A 16,746-nucleotide genomic window follows, 5' to 3' on the forward strand; every position below is an offset into this window, starting at 1 on the left:
GCGCTTACTATACGTAACAACAATTATAAGGTTGCTTATGAATAGCAGGCTCCCCATACAATGATTTCGACCCCCACCGTTGGTTTTCTCCTCCATGACGTTGCGCGACTCCTTCGGAAGAGATTCGAGCAGCGTGCGAAGGATTTGGGCCTGACGCGCTCGCAGTGGCAAACCCTTGCCTACCTTGCAAACAATGAAGGTATCCATCAGGCCGGACTGGCCGAAATTCTCGAAATCGAGCCGATCACGCTGGTGCGTATTCTGGACAAGCTCAGCGAACGGGGGCTGGTGGAGCGCCGGCAGCATCCGAATGATCGGCGCAGCTGGCTACTCTATATGCGCGAAGAGGCCCGGCCGTTGATGGACGCCATGCGCAGCATTGGCGAACAGTCGCGCAAGGAAGCGCTCGAGGGCGCCTCTCAGGAAGATCAAGAGCGCCTCTATGAATTGCTTACCCTTATGAAATCGAACCTGGTTAGCGCCTGCCGTTCAAAAGCAGTCGATAAAGAGTTACAACATGGCTGAAGCATCCTCCCCACTTCGCGTACCCGCGAACGCAAACTCCTCCGAACAAAATCAAGCTCCCGTCGCCGAGGCTCCATCCTCAAACCCGGCGCCCCAGCCTTCCACGACTGCGCCGGCCGCACCGGCAGCGCCCCCGGAGGCGCCGCGCAAGCGCCGTGGCATGACGCGACCAGTCCTGTTTGCGCTGCTTCCGGTCGCGCTTGTCATCGGTGGCTACTACTACGTCACCGGCGGGCAGATCATGTCCACGGACAATGCCTACATTCAGGCCGATATGGTCGGTGTTTCCACCGACGTTTCCGGCACGGTAATCTCGGTCGACGTGCATGAAAACGAGGTGGTGAAGAAAGGGCAGGTGCTCTTCCGCTTGAAGCCCGATTCGTTCCGGATCGCACTCGACGGCGCGAAAGCGCAGCTCGGCAATGCCAGGAACCAGATCCTGAACCTGCAGGCGAGCTACAAACAGTCGCTAGCGGAAATTGCCCAGGCACAGGCCGACATCCCGTACTATCAGACGGAATTGGACCGCCAGCAGAACCTGATCACCAATTCGGTCGCTTCCAAGGCGGCTCTCGACCAGGCCAGACACAATCTCGAAGCCGCGCAGCAGAAGGTATTGGTCGCAAAGGCCACAGCCGCCGCGACTCTCGCCCAGTTGGGCGGCGAAGGCACTGCCGATCTGCCTCCGGAGCAGAACCCGCTCTATCTGCAGGCGAAGGCTGCGGTTGACAATGCGCAACGCGAACTTGACGACACCGTCGTCAAAGCCCCCTTCGACGGCGTGACCGCAAACGTACCCTCGCTGCAGGTCGGCGCTTATCTGACGGCTTCCCAGCCAGGATTCTCGCTGGTTTCCACCACGCATCTATGGATCAACGCCAGCCCGAAGGAAACCGAACTCACCTATGTCCGGCCCGGCCAGAAGGTCGATATTTCGGTCGACGCCTATCCGGGTGTGACCTGGAAAGGCACCGTCGCAAGCATAGCGCCGGCATCCGGTTCCAGCTTCTCGCTTCTGCCGGCGCAGAACACGACCGGCAACTGGGTGAAGGTCGTCCAACGCATACCGATGATCATCAATATCGACGACACGGCGGGCAAGCCTCCGCTGCGCGTCGGAATGAGCGTCGTTGCCGATGTCGACACCGGCCATGCCCGCGGCCTGCCTGATTTCGTTACCAACCTGCTGGGTCATTCCCGCGGTCAGGATCATGAGTAATACCGCCACCGCTTCTCCCGCGGCGCCCGTTGCCAATCGTGGCGCGATCACCGCCTGCGTCATCCTATCCGTCATCATGCAGGCGCTGGATACCACCATCGCCAATGTCGCCCTGCCGCATATCCAGGGCGACGTTTCCGCCAGCGCCGACCAGATCAACTGGGTCCTGACGTCCTATATCGTCGCTGCGGCGATCATGACGCCGCCCTCCGGCTTCCTCTCGGCAAAATTCGGCCGCAAGCGGGTCTTGCTGGTGGCAATCGCCGGCTTTGTCGTTGCCTCGGTGCTGTGCGGCCTGTCGGAATCGCTGATACAGATTGTCGGCTTCCGCCTGCTGCAGGGTCTGTTCGGCGCTTCGCTCGTACCGCTGTCACAGGGCATCCTGCTCGATATCTACAATGTCGAGGAGCGCGGCCGTGCCATGGCGCTATTCGGCGTTTCGGTCATGGTCGGGCCGGTGCTGGGTCCCGTCATCGGCGGCTGGCTGACCGACAATATCAGCTGGCGCTGGGTATTCTACATCAACGTACCGATCGGTGCGCTCGCCTTCTTCGGCATCGTCGTCTACGTGACGGAAACCAAGCTCGACGCACTCGCCAAGCTCGACTGGTTCGGCTTCGGCATGCTTTCGATCGCGATCGCCGGCTTGCAGCTGTTCCTCGATCGCGGCGAGCAGCTCGACTGGTTCTATTCGAGCGAGATCATCGTCGAGGCGCTCGTCTGCGTCAGCGCCTTCTATCTCTTTCTGGTGCACATGTTCACGGCCGAGCGAAGCTTCGTCAATCCGCGGCTCTTCATGGACCAGAACTTTGCCGTCAGCATCCTGTTCATCTTCATCGTCGGCGTAACCTATCTGGCTTCGCTGGCGCTGATGACGCCTTATCTGCAGACGCTGATGGGCTATCCGGTCGTCACAGCCGGTATCGTCATGGGGCCGCGCGGCCTCGGCACCATGTTCTGCATGTTTCTGGTCGGACGCTTGATCGGCAAGGTGGACACGCGCTGGCTATTGTTCATCGGCCTCGCGCTGACGGCCTGGGCCATGTACGACATGACAGGCTGGACGCCGGATGTTTCGCAATGGACGCTGATTTCGGTCGGCTTCGTCCAGGGTGCTGGCCTCGGCTTCCTCTTCGTGCCGCTGACAACCATTGCCTTCGCGACGCTGCCGGCGCAGATGCGCGGCGAAGGGACCGGCCTCTACAACCTCTCGCGTAATATCGGCTCCAGTGTCGGCATTTCGGTCGTCTCGATGCTGATTACCGAGAATACGCAGGTCAACCATGCCAATATCGCCGCCTATGTCACGCCATTCAATCGGTATTTCGACCTCACGGCCGCGCAAGGGGTGAGCCCGATGACGGCAGTCGGTCGTGCGACGCTCGATGGGATGATCACGACGCAGGCGACCATCATCGCCTATATGGACGATTTCAAGCTGCTGATGCTGATGTCGATCTTCGCCATGCCGCTGCTGGTGCTCTTGCGCAAGCCGAAGGCACCGCCGGCGGTCGATCACAGCGTCGCGATGGAATAGCTACGCAGCCTTTCCAGTTTCACTGCGTGGCTCAACGGCTGCCGGGCACCACCCCGGCGGCCGTTTTTGTTCGATCATGGAAAACGGCGGCTGACAAAGCGTGAGCCGGCAGCACCGAAACGCCAAAGGGGATCGATGTTCTTCGTGATGCCGATGCGCTTGCCGGCCACGATCGGCACCGGTTCGGCAAGCGAAAGCGAAAACGGCGCCGCATCCAATGAACGGCCATTGAGATCGATATCGACGGCCAGGGCCTGCGAGAGCTTACCCGGCCCGTTGCAAAGCGAGACGATGTCGGCCAGCCCCCGCCGCTGGATCATGTGCGCGATGCCGTTTTCCGGCTCGAGCGCCCGGATGAGCACGGCGCTCCCTTTGGTGCAAACGAAATTCAGACACCAGTGAATGCCGTAGGAGCGGTAGACATAGACATGGCCGGCCGGTCCGAACATGGCCGCATTGCGCGACGTCGGCCCGTTATAGGCGTGAGATGCCGCATCATCCGGTCGATAGGCCTCCGTTTCGACGATTCGACCGCCCACCTCCGCAACAGTGAAGCGCATCCCGATCAGATCGGATGCGACCACGACGGCGTCCCGACTGAAAAAAGCGGTAAGGGCAGGGCCGGCGAGGGGGCTGATACCAAGAGACAGGGAATGATCGTCAGAAGCCATGGAAGGAAATTATCCCGGATAGCCGAAGCCATCAACACGGCGCCGACCATCAAGTGCTTGGTCCGGCGTACTGATAATTGACAAAAGCTAAGTATCTCTTATTAATAGCTTGCTTCAGTCAGATTTGACCCCTGACCTGGCGAAGGTGGCCCGGCCCTTTCCAGCGGCCGGGCCACCTTGTTTTTAGCGCGCTGACGACATGAAGTTCCCGCAGCGCCACCCGGCTCGATGAATATTCCTCAATCGCCGTTCCAGCCGATATCGAGAATGCGAAGGAGCTCGGCGGAACAAGTTGACGCGGCGACCAAAGCTGATAAAAAGCCAGCCGTCGAGTGATTGGCAAAAAACCGGTAACCACACCCGGTTTCGAAAAATCAACACTATATGGATTTTTCAGGCCTTTTCAGTTGCTTGGGAAGAGTGTCCGAGTGGTTTAAGGAACCGGTCTTGAAAACCGGCGTGCGGGAAACCGTACCGTGGGTTCGAATCCCACCTCTTCCGCCATATCCATATGAAATCATTAGATTTTATGGCCGATGGCCCTCCCATCCCATACGCACCATATTAGCCATTCTTGATATTCTTAGTCACGCAGATTGCCATCGAAAATGAAGCGCGACGTGTCACATTAAGAATCCCTGCCTTGTCATGCCCTTCACAACACCAATTTCGAAGGAGATGACAATGATCCGGCAGAGCATCGCAATCGTGTATCATAGCGGCTACGGACATACCGGCCGACAAGCCGAGGCCGTCAGGGCGGGGGTCGAAGAGGTTGATGGCGCGGAGGCTATGCTGTTGACCGTAGATGGGGTGGAGCGCCACTGGAGTGATCTCAATGCGGCGCATGCGATCATCTTCGGCTCGCCGACTTACATGGGCGCAGTTTCTGCACCATTCAAAACATTCCAGGAGGCGACGTCGAAGACAGTTCTTGCGAGGGGCTATTTGTGGAGGGACAAGATCGCCGCCGGTTTCACCACCTCCGGGTCACGATCCGGCGACAAGCTTTCGACGCTGCTGCAGATGGTGATCTTCGCCGCCCAGCACGGAATGCATTGGGTCGGTCTCGATCTGCCGCCGGCCAACTGCTCTTCGACAGGTTCGGAAGAAGACATGAACCGCCTCGGCTTCTGGCTTGGTGCAGCGGCGCAGGCCAATACGGACGAAGGCCCGGAGACGGCGCCACCGGCATCCGATCTCGCGACCGCACGCCATCTTGGCCGTCGGGTAGCGCTCACGGCGCTGCAGTTCGCTCGTGGCCGCGAGGTCAATCCATTTGCGCGCGAGTTCGCAGCCAATGAGTGAGGCGCCGTCCGATCCGATCTTCGCTGAGCTGCGTCCGCGCCTTGTCAGGCTTGCCTACAGAATGCTCGGATCGGTCACGGATGCCGAGGATATCGTGCAGGATAGCTGGCTGCGCTGGCTGGCGACCGATCGCGCTTCCGTTCGCGAACCGGCGGCATTCCTGCGGACAGTCGTCACCCGGCTTTGTCTGAACGAGCTGAAATCGGCCCGTCGTCGCCGGGAATCCTATGTGGGCTCCTGGCTGCCCGAGCCGATTTTCGATCCGGAAGACGGCGATGCCGCTGACGATATAACCATGCCGCTGATGCTGGCCTTGGAGCGTCTTTCGCCGCTGGAGCGAGCCGCCTTTCTTCTGCATGACGTGTTCGGCATGAGTTTTGATGAAATCTCGTCGGCAATTGGTCGTGAGGCGGCCGCCTGTCGCAAGCTTGCCAGCCGGGCGAGGGCACATGTCACCGAGGCCCGGCCGCGCTTCGCCGTCGGCAAGGAAGAAGGGCTCAAGCTTGCCGAGGCTTTCTTCACGGCATCGAGAACGGGAGACATGGCCTCCCTTCAAGCTCTGCTTTCAGAGGATGTCGTTGTCTATGCCGACGGCGGCGGCAAGGTGCCGACATCGCAGCGACCACACATCGGGCTTTCTGCCACCATGCGGCTTCATGAGCGACTGGCGCGAATTTTCCGCGCGCATCCCTCGCAACTGATCCACTATGCCGTCATCGATGGCTTGCCGGGCTTCGTGACAATAGAAGGCGACAGTGTCGTGCAGACGACCGCGCTGCAGGTCGAACGGGAAAAAATCGTCGCCATCTATTGCACCCGCAACCCGGACAAACTGCAGCACATTATCGGCGCCTTACCGCATTGATGGTTGACGGCACGAAGAGCCAGATGCGAAACCCTCATCTTCTTCGCGTCGCTATGGCGCTTCGGCAAAGAGGATGGGCATGCAGCGCTTCAGCATACGCCGTCTATATCGTGATGACGCTTCGATATTCAGGGAAATCCGCCTGGAAGGACTGGCACGCCACCCAGAAGCATTTGGCGCATCCCACGAAGAAGAACTGATTTATTCGCTGACGCAGATTGGCGACAGGATTGAAAACAATGCCGTATTTGGCGGCTTTGCGGATGACGGAACGCTGGTTGGCGTCGCCGCGGTCGCACGATCAAAGAGCGCGAAAATGCGCCATATCGCCATGATCTGGGGGGTGTATGTACGCCCGCAAGGGCGAGGCACCGGCCTATCGCGTTCCCTGATGATCGCAGCGATCGACGAGGCGAGACAAACATGCCGATCGATCCGGCTCAACGTCGCATCTTCCAACGCGGCAGCCATTCGTCTCTATGAATCCCTTGGCTTCAAGGCCTGGGCGGTCGATACGGATGCGCTAAAAGTCGGCGATATCTATCATGATGAAATACTGATGCGTCTTGATACAGCAGCCTGAGAAAACTGCGCCAAATCTCTCCTTCGCAATCCCAGCGCAATGACAAGCCGAGTGCATCTGTCGCAGTTCGGCACGACTGGTGGCGCACAGAAAGCAGACCGTTACCGTAGCGGGATGGATGTGATCGACACGACTTGCGGCCGGCAGTGCTTTACTGAGCATTAACCATGATCTTCGGAAATTCTTCGGTGCGCTCAATTTGCATCGCAAAATGGACAAAGTGCAATCATGATTAAAGCACCGTTAGGTGATTGGAGCGTAGCAGGATACCGGAGCGAGGGATTACCGGTAGCAGACCTCCGTCAAAGTAATGAGTAGCGGCTTGGGACAGATGACATTCGAAAATCGGGCGGTGACATACACAACGGCCATGCGTTGGTTTGCTCTCTCACTGATGTGCGCAACCATTACGGCCTGCGGGACGTCTCAGAAGGTTGCTTCGACACGCAAGCACGGCAAGGAATATTTCTCCGAGAAGGAATATGGCGTGAAGGCGAGCCCTCGCGTCGTGAATAACGGACCGGTGCCGAAGGGCGGCGGCCGCTTCATGGTCGGCAATCCCTATCAGGTGAAGGGCAAGTGGTATTACCCCAAGGAAGATTTCGGCTATAACAAGGTCGGCATCGCTTCATGGTACGGCTCGGCTTTTCACGGTCGTCTCACCGCCAACGGTGAAGTCTACGACCAGCAGTCGCTGACTGCCGCCCATCCGACTTTCCCGCTGCCAAGCTATGCCCGCGTCACCAACGTCGAGACCGGCTCCTCCATCATCGTTCGCGTCAACGATCGCGGCCCCTACCATCCCGGCCGCATCATCGATCTTTCGAACAAGACGGCACAGATGCTCGATCTTCAGCATAGCGGCACGGGCAATGTGCGCGTGCAATATGTCGGCCGCGCCCGCATGGACGGTCATGACGAACCCTATCTCATGGCTTCCTATATTCCGAAGGGTTCGCGTCTGCCGGGCATCAACCCAGGCGGCCAGATCGCAACCGGCGTGATGGTGGCCTCTGCCGGCCGGATGACTGCCGATCAGCTGCCGGATTCATATACCCCAACACCGACGCGCGCCAGCCGCGAGGTGCGCAGCTTTGATGCCGCGCCGGCGATTGCACCCGTCCCGCGCCAGTCGCCCTATTCAGCAACGGCCTTCGCCGACTCCACCCCGGATGGCGGTTACAACGCCACCAAGCGCAACGACCCGCCGCCGATGACGTGGAATGGCGGAGCGATGCCTGCGGCGGAAGCGGCGGACCCGACCATGATCGTGCTTCCGCGGATCGGCCCGATCCCCCGCGAGCGGCCGGATTTCTCTCCGCGTCTGGCAAGCCAGAAGGACCGGTCCCTTGGCTCCATGGTTGCCGGCTATCAGGAAGCGCCGGTCAAAACAGTTTATGTCGACCTCGCTTTCGATGCCGTCATGGTTCGCAACGACGGTCTCACGCAGGAATCGATTCTCTCGTCCTATCGCCGCCAACATCAGGGTACGACGCAGGTCGATTGATCGGCGTCATTGCCTGAATCTTAACCCGTCACTAAAATAATCGTGCCGGTGGTCGGATGAAGGGGACGATATGCCAAAGCGCTTGATTCTTTTGTTCCTTTTTCTCCTCGGTTTCGCGAATGTCACGGCCGTCGCGCAGCCGGCCGCACCGGGCGCTTTCGACACGAAAGCCGCGCAGGCATTCATGATCGAGGCGTCGACCGGCACTATCCTGCTTGCCAAGAACGAGGATCAGCTGATTTCGCCGGCGTCGCTTGCGAAACTGATGACGCTGGATGTCGTTTTCGACGCGATCGGGCGAGGGGAGATCAACCTCGACACGGAATATCCCGTCTCGGAAAATGCCTGGCGCACCGGCGGCGCTCCCTCACGTGCATCGACAATGTTCGCAGCCCTGAAATCGCGTATCCGCGTCGGCGATCTGATCCAGGGTATAGCCGTACAGCAGGCGAACGACGCCTGCATCGTTCTGGCCGAGGGTATGTCGATCAGCGAACGCGAATTCGCGCGGCGCATGACGGCGCGTGCCCGCGAGATCGGCATGTCGCGGTCGACCTTTACCAATTCGACCGGACTGCCCGATGCCAACGACCCCAATGGCGGCGGCAGGGTCTCGGCGCGGGAGATGGTCATGCTGGCGCAGGACCTGCAGGAGAAGCACCCGGATCTTTACAAATATTTCGGGCAGGCCGACTTCACCTGGAATAAGATCTACCAGCGCAACAAGAACCCGATGCTTGTGCTCAATATCGGTGTAGATGGCCTGGGGCTGGGTTTTGCCGAGAGTGAGGGCTTTTCGATCGTCGCCTCCATTCAACGCGATGGACGCAGGCTGTTCCTGGCACTCGGCGGGCTGAAGAGCGACAAGGAACGCATCGAGGAGACGCGACGCGTCCTCGAATGGGGACTCAGCAATTTCAAGAGCCAACGCATCTTCGCCGATGGCGAAGTGATCGGCAACGCCAGCGTCTATGGCGGCGCTGCTTCCACCGTCGGCCTGCAGGCGAAAATACCCGTCGACGTCTATGTGCCGATCGAGACACCGGATCGGCTTTCGGCGCGTATCGTCTATCGCTGGCCTCTGACAGCGCCGGTGGCCGCGGGTTACGAAGCCGGCACCCTTCGCGTGTTCCTGGGTGCGCGTTTGGTGCGGGAGCTGCCACTCTACACGAAAGAATCGGTCGGGCAGGGCACATTGGGTCGCCGCGCCTTCGATGCCCTCATGGAACTGACGGAATCACTGCTGTTCTCCTGGCTGTGGGACAAGCCTTTGCCGACCTGAGTGGGCCGCAAGGCTCGCGAAATCTCTGTTCACACCCCATATAGAGTGGCGGAGACCGGGACATGCACGGTTCCACCTGGACATGTCTTGGGTTAAACAGGATGCGTATCGCACGCCGCACGCATGGCATGCGAAAAGTGCAGGACATGATCATTGGCTGATGCAAACGGATTATTCGTAAGCTTCGAAGGCGGCGAGGGGGCCGGCAAGTCCACCCAGATTCGCCGCCTGGCTGAACGGTTGCGCGAGCGTGGCCATGAGGTCCTGGTAACGCGCGAACCCGGGGGCTCGCCCGGAGCGGAAGCGGTGCGGCACGTCCTGCTTTCAGGTGCTGCGGAAATGTTCGGCACGCGCATGGAGGCGATTCTGTTCGCTGCTGCCCGCAACGATCATGTCGAGGACGTCATTCGCCCGGCACTTTCGCGCGGCACCATCGTCCTTTGCGATCGGTTCATGGATTCCTCGCGCGTCTATCAGGGCGTAACGGGCAATCTCGAGCCTGACTATATCGAGGCTCTGCAGAGGGTTGCCGTCAACGGCGTCATTCCGCATTGCACGCTGATTCTCGACATTCCCGCCGAAGTCGGTCTGGCGCGCGCGCGCAAGCGCGCCTCCGCCGTAACCGCACCCGATCGCTTCGAGAAGGAAGAGATGCAGACCCACGAGAAGCGCCGCGAGGCGTTCCTCGATATCGCCGCCCGCGAGCCCGAGCGTTGTCACGTCATCGATGCTCAGAGGTCGGAAGATGAGATCGCCGCTGAAATCGCCGAGATCGTCGACAAGCGGCTCGGTGCAGTGAATATCGCCGCAGGATCGGAAGCGGCGCAATGAGCGATGAACGTCCGGGCGTCCTCGACGGCGCTATTCCTCCGCAAGACAATGCGAAGCTCTTCGGCCATGAAGAGGCGGAAACTTTCCTCGCGCAATCCTATCGCTCCGGCAAGGGCCACCACGCCATGCTGATCGAAGGGCCTGAGGGCATCGGCAAGGCGACGCTCGCCTTCCGTTTCGCCAATCATGTCCTCTCCCATCCCGATCCGGCGTCAGCGCCGGAGACGATCGGCGATCCCGATCCGGCATCGGTCGTCTCCAGGCAGATTTCCGGCGGAGCATCGCACAATCTGCTGCATTTGAGCCGGCCGGTCGACGACAAGACCGGCAAGATGAAATCCGCGATCACCGTCGACGAAGTGCGCCGCGCCGGAAAATTCTTTTCGCAAACCTCTGGCACCGGCAACTGGCGCATCGTCATCATCGATCCCGCCGACGATCTTAACCGCAGTGCGGCCAATGCCATCCTGAAGATCCTCGAGGAACCGCCGAAGCGCGCTTTGTTCCTGGTGCTTTCGCATGCACCGGGCCGGCTTCTGCCAACGATCCGCTCACGCTGCCTGCCTTTGAAACTTGCGCCGCTCGGCAATGATGCCTTGCGCAAGGCACTCGAAAATCTTGGCGTGCCGGCCGGGCAGGGGAGTGAATTGCTCTCCGCTGCCAAAGGCAGCGTCAGCGAGGCACTCAAGCTCCTGAATTATGGCGGCGGCGAGATTATCGAGGCCTACAGGCAAGTGCTTTCGGCGGATGGGCCGGCGGCTCGCAAGGCGATGCACCGCCTCGCCGATGCGCTTTCCGGCAAGGACAGCGACACGATCTTTGGCTTCTTCCTCTCGCATATCGGCGATGACATCATCGATCGGGCTCGCGCTGCCGCGCTTGGCGGCTCCATTTCCACGGCCGAGAGGCTGGCTCGGTTGCACTCCGAGACCACTGAGCGATTGAACGTGTACCAAGCGTACAATCTTGACCGCAAGCAGACGCTTATCACCATTCTCGGCGAACTCAAGCAGCAGCTTTCGGCATAGACAGATCGTAATTCCCTGCGAAAGCCACCGCGAAGTTTCCTGTGAATCGTGTCAGGGAAAGATCAGCTTCCAGGCGACAACCGCCAGCGTGACGGCAAGGATGATGCGCACGGACCGCTCATGCAGGCGCGGCGCCAGCAGACTGCCTGCGACGATGCCCGGGATCGACCCTATCAGAAGGGCGAACAGCATCGTCCAGTTGATCTCGCCGATAAGCCAATATCCCATGCCGCCGATCAGGGTCAGCGGCACTGCGTGGACGATATCGGAGCCGACGATTTCGCGCACGTCCGTCTGGGGATAGAGCACCAGCAGGACTGTGACACCGAGCGCACCCGCGCCGACCGAGGTCATGGTGACGAGAATGCCAAGTATAAGGCCGAGTATGACGGTCAACAGAGCGATATTGCGTGGTGATATCGTTCCGCGTTCGCCGCGCCATTTACGGATGGCCTCAATGATCTGGCCACGAAAAATCAGCATCAGAGCCGTCAAAAGCAGCAGGCAGCCCAAGGACAGCGTGATGGTATGAGCAACGGCGGGGCTCTCGCGGTTGACGCCGGCCATGATCCAGAGCATGGCGAGCGCCGCCGGCACGCTGCCTGACGCCAGAAGGCTCACGACCTTCCAATTGACCCGCCCGTGCATGCCGTGCACGGCCGTTCCCGCCGTCTTGGTGATTGCCGCGTAAAGGAGGTCGGTGCCGACCGCTGTTGCCGGATGAACGCCAAAGAGAAGCACGAGGAGGGGAGTCATCAGCGAACCGCCGCCGACCCCTGTAATGCCTACAAGCATGCCGACGAAAAAGCCGGAAAAGGAATAGAGCGGCTGAAAGGAATCAATCAAACTCAATATCACGGCCTCTTGAAGCCGTTAGGCAGACCAATACATAAAACGATGAAATCCACGGCCACTTCTGTCCTGCGCTCTACTCTTCGGAAGGGGTAAAGGCGAGGCGGAGCCGAGTCAAGCAAGGCGCCATCCCGAAGTTTCGAATGCTGCGGGCGCGAAACTTGGTGTTTCGCTCATGACAAACATGCGCTAAAGCGAGCGGAGCAAGAATAACAGCGACGTAACAGTAAAAGCGGGCCATTGCCTCACATGACCGAAAAAACTCCGTTCTACATCACCACCGCGATCGCCTATCCCAACGGCAAGCCACATATCGGCCATGCCTATGAGCTGATCGCCACCGACGCGCTGGCGCGATTCCAGCGCCTCGATGGCCGTGACGTCTTCTTCCTGACGGGTACGGACGAGCATGGCCAGAAGATGCAGCAGACGGCGCGGGCCGAAGGCATGGACCCGCAGCAGCTCGCCAACCGCAATTCCGATGAATTCCAGGCGATGGGGAAGCTGTTGAACGCGTCGAACGACGACTTCATTCGCACGACGCAGCCGCGCCACCATGAGACATCGCAGAACATCTGGAACCTGATGGCCGATGCCGGCGACATCTACAAGGATTCCTATGCCGGCTGGTATTCCGTGCGCGACGAAGCCTATTACCAGGAAAACGAAACGGAGCTGCGCGCCGACGGCGTGCGCTACGGACCGCAGGGCACGCCAGTCGAGTGGGTGGAGGAGGCAAGCTACTTCTTCAAGCTCTCCGAATACCAAGACCGGCTGCTGAAGCACTATGAGGAAAATCCGGATTTCATCGGTCCGGCCGAGCGCCGCAACGAAGTCATTTCCTTCGTCAAATCCGGCCTCAAGGATCTGTCGATCTCGCGCACGACCTTCGACTGGGGCATCAAGGTGCCGAACGACCCGTCGCACGTCATGTATGTCTGGGTCGACGCCTTGACGAACTACATCACGGCGACCGGCTATATCGAAGATCGGAACAATCCGCGGGCGAAATACTGGCCGGCCGACCTGCATGTCATCGGCAAGGACATCATTCGCTTCCACGCCGTCTATTGGCCGGCTTTCCTGATGTCGGCGAAGCTGCCGCTGCCGAAGCGCGTTTATGCCCACGGCTTCCTGCTCAACAAGGGCGAGAAGATGTCGAAGTCGCTCGGCAACGTCGTCGATCCGGTCAATCTCGTGAACCATTTCGGCCTCGACCAGGTGCGCTACTTCTTCCTGCGCGAAGTCTCCTTCGGCCAGGACGGCAGCTACAGCGAAGAGGCGATCGGCACCCGCATCAATTCGGACCTTGCCAACGGCATCGGCAACCTTGCCAGCCGTTCTCTGTCGATGATCGTCAAGAACTGCGACGGCAAGATCCCGGAATGCGGACCGTTGACGGATGAAGACAAGGCACTGCTCGCACAGGCCGACGCCTTGCTCGCTTCGACCCGCGAAGACATGGGCAAGCAGCTCATTCATCGTGCCCTTGCGTCCATCATCGCTGTCGTTTCCGAGACGGACCGCTATTTCGCGAGCCAGGAGCCCTGGGCGCTGAAGAAGACCGATCCTGCCCGCATGGCGACCGTGCTCTACGTCACGGCCGACGTCGTGCGCCAGATCAGCATTCTGCTGCAACCCTTCATGCCGGAATCCTCGGGCAAGCTCCTGGATCTCATTGCCATCCCATCTGACAAGCGTGATTTCGCGGCGCTCGGCGAGGCGGGCCGCCTCGTTGCCGGAACGCCGCTGGAAGCCCCGAAACCGGTCTTCCCGCGCTATGTCGCGCCGACCGCCGAATAAGGTTCTCCATGCTGATCGATACGCATTGCCATCTGGATTTTGCCGATTTCGAAGAGGAGCGCGACGCGATCGTTGCCCGCGCTCACGAGGTTGGCGTCAAGCAGATGGTCACCATTTCGACGAAGGTCAGGAAGCTCGACGGATTGCTTGCGCTCACCGAGCGTTATCCGTCGGTTTTTTGCTCCGTCGGCACCCATCCGAACAGCGCCGACCAGGAGTTGGACATCCAGACGGAAGACCTCGTGCGGCTAGCAAATCAGCACGAGAAGATCGTGGCGATCGGTGAGGCGGGTCTCGATTACTTCTACGATACCGTCAAGCCGGAAGACCAGAAGACCGGCTTCCTGCGCCATATCGCTGCCGCTCGCGAAACACAGCTGCCGCTCGTCATTCACAGCCGCAGCGCCGATGAGGACATGGCCGCGATCCTGACGGAGGAAACAGGGAAGGGGGCTTTCCCCTTTATCCTCCACTGCTTCTCCGCCGGCCCTGCCCTTGCCCAGACCGGCGTGGAGCTTGGCGGCTATATCTCCTTCTCCGGCATCCTGACCTTCCCGAAATCGGAAGAGTTGCGCGAGATTGCCAAAACGATCCCGCACGACCGGCTGCTGGTCGAGACCGACGCGCCTTATCTCGCGCCGAAGCGCTGGCGCGGCAACCGCAATGAGCCATCCTATGTCGTCAACACAGCGGAAGTGCTGGCTGATACGATCGGCGTCAGCATGGATGAAATCGCCGAGATCACCACGGCGAACGCTTTCCGCTGCTTTTCCAAAATGACGAGGGTCTGACGTCGTGACATACCGGCGGCGCTTCACCATTTTGGGCTGTTCATCGTCGCCGGGCGTTCCGCGTATTACCGGCGACTGGGGTGCCTGCGATCCGAAAAATGCAAAGAATCGACGGACACGTGCCGCCTTTCTCATCGAGCAGATCGCGCCGGATGGCGGCATCACCACGGTCGTCATCGATACCGGTCCGGATTTCCGAGAGCAGATGATCCATGCCGGCGTCAGCTTCATCGACGCCGTGCTCTATACCCACGCCCATGCCGACCATATTCACGGCATCGACGATCTGCGCGGCTACTTCCATATTTCAAACGAGCGCATCCCGATCTATGCCGATCCGCCGACCATGGATCGCATTCGCGAAGGCTTTCGCTACTGCCTGGAAACACCACCCGGCAGCAGCTATCCGCCGATCGTGCGGCCGGTGCTGATCGAAAATCTCGAGAAAAGTTTCGTGATCGATGGGGCAGGCGGTCCGATCCGCTTCTGGCCGCACAAGCAGATACATGGTGATATCCATTCGCTGGGCTTCCGTATCGGTAAACTCGCTTATTGCAGCGATATCAGTGATTTCCCGCCGGAATCGATAGAAAAAGTTCAAAACCTAGACATCCTGATCATCGACGCGTTGCAGTATCGGCCTCATCCAAGTCATCTGTCGTTGGAACAGTCGCTCGAATGGATCGAACGCCTGGCGCCGAAACATGCCATCTTGACCCACATGCATACGCCGCTCGATTATGAAACCGTGCTGGCTGAAACGCCCGATCATGTCGAGCCGGCCTACGATCAAATGCAGATCGAACTCGACGTGGAGGATGACGAGCTATGAGCGAAGATATCAAGAAGCTTTCCAGCCTGGAGCGCGTCGAACTTGCGGCGCGCGCGCTGGGGCTCGACATCTCGATCAAGCGCATGGAGCAATCGACACGAACCGCCGAAGAGGCTGCCAAGGCTGCAGGATGCGCCGTTGGTCAGATCGTCAAATCGCTGGTCTTCGTCAATGCCGATACGCACGCGCTGACGCTGCTTCTGGTTTCAGGCGCCCATAACGCCGATACGGCATATATTGCAACAGCTTATGGAATTCGATTGAAGCGTGCCGATATCGATCGCGTGCGCGATGAGACCGGTTTCGCTATCGGCGGCGTCGCGCCAATCGGCCATCTGGTCGATCTGCCTGTTTTCATCGACGAAAGCCTTTTGGCTTACGATCAGGTCTGGTGCGCAGCCGGGCGCCCGGACAGCATTTTCTCCTGCAATCCAACGACGCTGGCCGAGAAGATTGCGGCCAAGGTGATCCGCATCAAGGCGAGCTAAGAATAGCGAATGCAGCCGGCGCCGGCAGAGATTGCATGGGATCCCCCACGGTGTGACAGGGAGGATGCGATGAGCAAGGCTTCAGACAGCAGAAGGATCGATACGGCTTCCCGGATAATTCGCTCGACGCCACACGCGATCTTCAAAGCATTCCTCGATCCCGAAGCATTGGCCTCATGGCTTCCGCCGAAAGGCATGACATGCAGCATCCACGTCTTCGAACCGCATAAAGGCGGCCGTTATCGAATGGCGCTATCCTATGACGCACTGGATCATCCAACGCCTGGAAAATCTTCCGAGCATACCGACATTGTTTCCGGTCGATTCCTCGAGATCATGGCGGATGAACGCATCGTTCAGGCGGTAGATTTCGAATCCGATGACGCCGCATTCGGCGGAACGATGACCATGACCTGGTCCTTGACAGAGGTTCCAACCGGCACAAGGGTCACCATAATTTGTGAGGACGTGCCGCACGGCATTCGCAGAGAAGATCATGACGAGGGATTGAAATCGACGCTCGAAAATCTGGCCAACCATCTGGAATAAAAGCCAAAAGCGTCTGCACCATCGCCATATCGATACCCGCTTTAGTTCCATAATCTATCTTATCTGATATTTGTA

The 16,746-nt window shown here is 59.4% G+C and carries 17 protein-coding genes and 1 tRNA gene; 16 read left to right on the forward strand and 2 right to left on the reverse strand.

Annotation, left to right across the window (positions count from 1 at the left end):
- Positions 1-60 precede the first annotated feature (60 nt).
- The 3 genes from AC13RC_RS28840 to AC13RC_RS28850 are packed head-to-tail and all read left to right on the forward strand — an operon-like array spanning position 61 to position 3,281.
- Positions 61-525 (forward strand): MarR family winged helix-turn-helix transcriptional regulator, encoded by a 465-nt coding sequence (locus tag AC13RC_RS28840; protein ID WP_069612200.1) that lies wholly within the window; start codon positions 61-63, stop codon positions 523-525.
- Positions 518-1,744: an HlyD family secretion protein gene (locus AC13RC_RS28845; protein WP_488559313.1), complete on the forward strand. Its 1,227-nt coding sequence runs from the start codon at positions 518-520 to the stop codon at positions 1,742-1,744. The genes AC13RC_RS28840 and AC13RC_RS28845 overlap by 8 nt, the downstream gene beginning before the upstream one ends.
- Positions 1,737-3,281 (forward strand): DHA2 family efflux MFS transporter permease subunit, encoded by a 1,545-nt coding sequence (locus AC13RC_RS28850; RefSeq protein ID WP_488559314.1) that lies wholly within the window; start codon positions 1,737-1,739, stop codon positions 3,279-3,281. The genes AC13RC_RS28845 and AC13RC_RS28850 overlap by 8 nt, the downstream gene beginning before the upstream one ends.
- Positions 3,282-3,355: 74 nt before the next feature.
- Here AC13RC_RS28850 and AC13RC_RS28855 read toward each other — a convergent pair whose 3' ends face one another.
- Entirely contained in the window at positions 3,356-3,952 is a 597-nt protein-coding gene (locus AC13RC_RS28855; RefSeq protein ID WP_488559315.1) for a DNA-3-methyladenine glycosylase, read from the reverse strand.
- Positions 3,953-4,366: 414 nt separating this feature from the next.
- Between AC13RC_RS28855 and AC13RC_RS28860 the strand changes: the two genes are divergently transcribed.
- The 8 genes from AC13RC_RS28860 (at position 4,367) to AC13RC_RS28895 (ending at position 11,356) form a co-directional block, all read left to right on the forward strand.
- A tRNA-Ser gene (locus AC13RC_RS28860) sits at positions 4,367-4,456 on the forward strand.
- 180 nt (positions 4,457-4,636) lie between these two features.
- Complete coding sequence (locus AC13RC_RS28865) at positions 4,637-5,260, forward strand: flavodoxin family protein (RefSeq protein ID WP_488559316.1); 624 nt, start codon at positions 4,637-4,639, stop codon at positions 5,258-5,260.
- Entirely contained in the window at positions 5,253-6,125 is an 873-nt protein-coding gene (locus tag AC13RC_RS28870) for a sigma-70 family RNA polymerase sigma factor (protein ID WP_488559317.1), read from the forward strand. Before AC13RC_RS28865 ends, AC13RC_RS28870 begins: the two co-directional genes overlap by 8 nt.
- Positions 6,126-6,204: 79 nt before the next feature.
- Complete coding sequence (locus AC13RC_RS28875) at positions 6,205-6,708, forward strand: GNAT family N-acetyltransferase (RefSeq protein ID WP_183811269.1); 504 nt, start codon at positions 6,205-6,207, stop codon at positions 6,706-6,708.
- Positions 6,709-7,039: 331 nt separating this feature from the next.
- The gene (locus AC13RC_RS28880; RefSeq protein WP_488559318.1) at positions 7,040-8,215 is read left to right on the forward strand and encodes a septal ring lytic transglycosylase RlpA family protein; all 1,176 of its coding nucleotides are present in this window, start codon (positions 7,040-7,042) and stop codon (positions 8,213-8,215) included.
- 70 nt (positions 8,216-8,285) lie between these two features.
- Positions 8,286-9,497, forward strand: coding sequence for a D-alanyl-D-alanine carboxypeptidase family protein (locus tag AC13RC_RS28885; RefSeq protein ID WP_488559319.1), 1,212 nt, complete (start codon positions 8,286-8,288; stop codon positions 9,495-9,497).
- A gap of 153 nt (positions 9,498-9,650) precedes the next feature.
- Positions 9,651-10,328, forward strand: coding sequence for a dTMP kinase (gene tmk / locus AC13RC_RS28890; RefSeq protein ID WP_113352524.1), 678 nt, complete (start codon positions 9,651-9,653; stop codon positions 10,326-10,328).
- Complete coding sequence (locus tag AC13RC_RS28895; protein ID WP_488559320.1) at positions 10,325-11,356, forward strand: DNA polymerase III subunit delta'; 1,032 nt, start codon at positions 10,325-10,327, stop codon at positions 11,354-11,356. Before tmk ends, AC13RC_RS28895 begins: the two co-directional genes overlap by 4 nt.
- A 51-nt stretch (positions 11,357-11,407) precedes the next feature.
- Here the strand turns inward: AC13RC_RS28895 and AC13RC_RS28900 are convergent, their stop codons facing one another.
- Positions 11,408-12,151 (reverse strand): sulfite exporter TauE/SafE family protein, encoded by a 744-nt coding sequence (locus AC13RC_RS28900; protein ID WP_488494373.1) that lies wholly within the window; start codon positions 12,149-12,151, stop codon positions 11,408-11,410.
- A 306-nt stretch (positions 12,152-12,457) separates the two neighbouring features.
- Between AC13RC_RS28900 and metG the strand changes: the two genes are divergently transcribed.
- From metG to AC13RC_RS28925, 5 genes are all read left to right on the forward strand, one after another.
- Positions 12,458-14,011 carry a methionine--tRNA ligase gene (metG, locus tag AC13RC_RS28905; RefSeq protein ID WP_183811275.1) on the forward strand — a complete coding sequence of 518 codons (1,554 nt, stop codon included), beginning with the start codon at positions 12,458-12,460 and terminating at the stop codon, positions 14,009-14,011.
- Between the two features lie 8 nt (positions 14,012-14,019).
- The gene (locus tag AC13RC_RS28910) at positions 14,020-14,802 is read left to right on the forward strand and encodes a TatD family hydrolase (protein WP_488559321.1); all 783 of its coding nucleotides are present in this window, start codon (positions 14,020-14,022) and stop codon (positions 14,800-14,802) included.
- Between the two features lie 4 nt (positions 14,803-14,806).
- The gene (locus AC13RC_RS28915) at positions 14,807-15,634 is read left to right on the forward strand and encodes an MBL fold metallo-hydrolase (RefSeq protein WP_113330691.1); all 828 of its coding nucleotides are present in this window, start codon (positions 14,807-14,809) and stop codon (positions 15,632-15,634) included.
- Positions 15,631-16,122: a YbaK/EbsC family protein gene (locus AC13RC_RS28920; RefSeq protein ID WP_113330692.1), complete on the forward strand. Its 492-nt coding sequence runs from the start codon at positions 15,631-15,633 to the stop codon at positions 16,120-16,122. Before AC13RC_RS28915 ends, AC13RC_RS28920 begins: the two co-directional genes overlap by 4 nt.
- A gap of 69 nt (positions 16,123-16,191) precedes the next feature.
- Positions 16,192-16,671, forward strand: coding sequence for an SRPBCC family protein (locus AC13RC_RS28925; RefSeq protein WP_113352528.1), 480 nt, complete (start codon positions 16,192-16,194; stop codon positions 16,669-16,671).
- The last annotated feature ends 75 nt before the right edge of the window (positions 16,672-16,746 follow it).

It is taken from the genome of Martinezella sp. CNPSo 3890 (assembly GCF_057784455.1).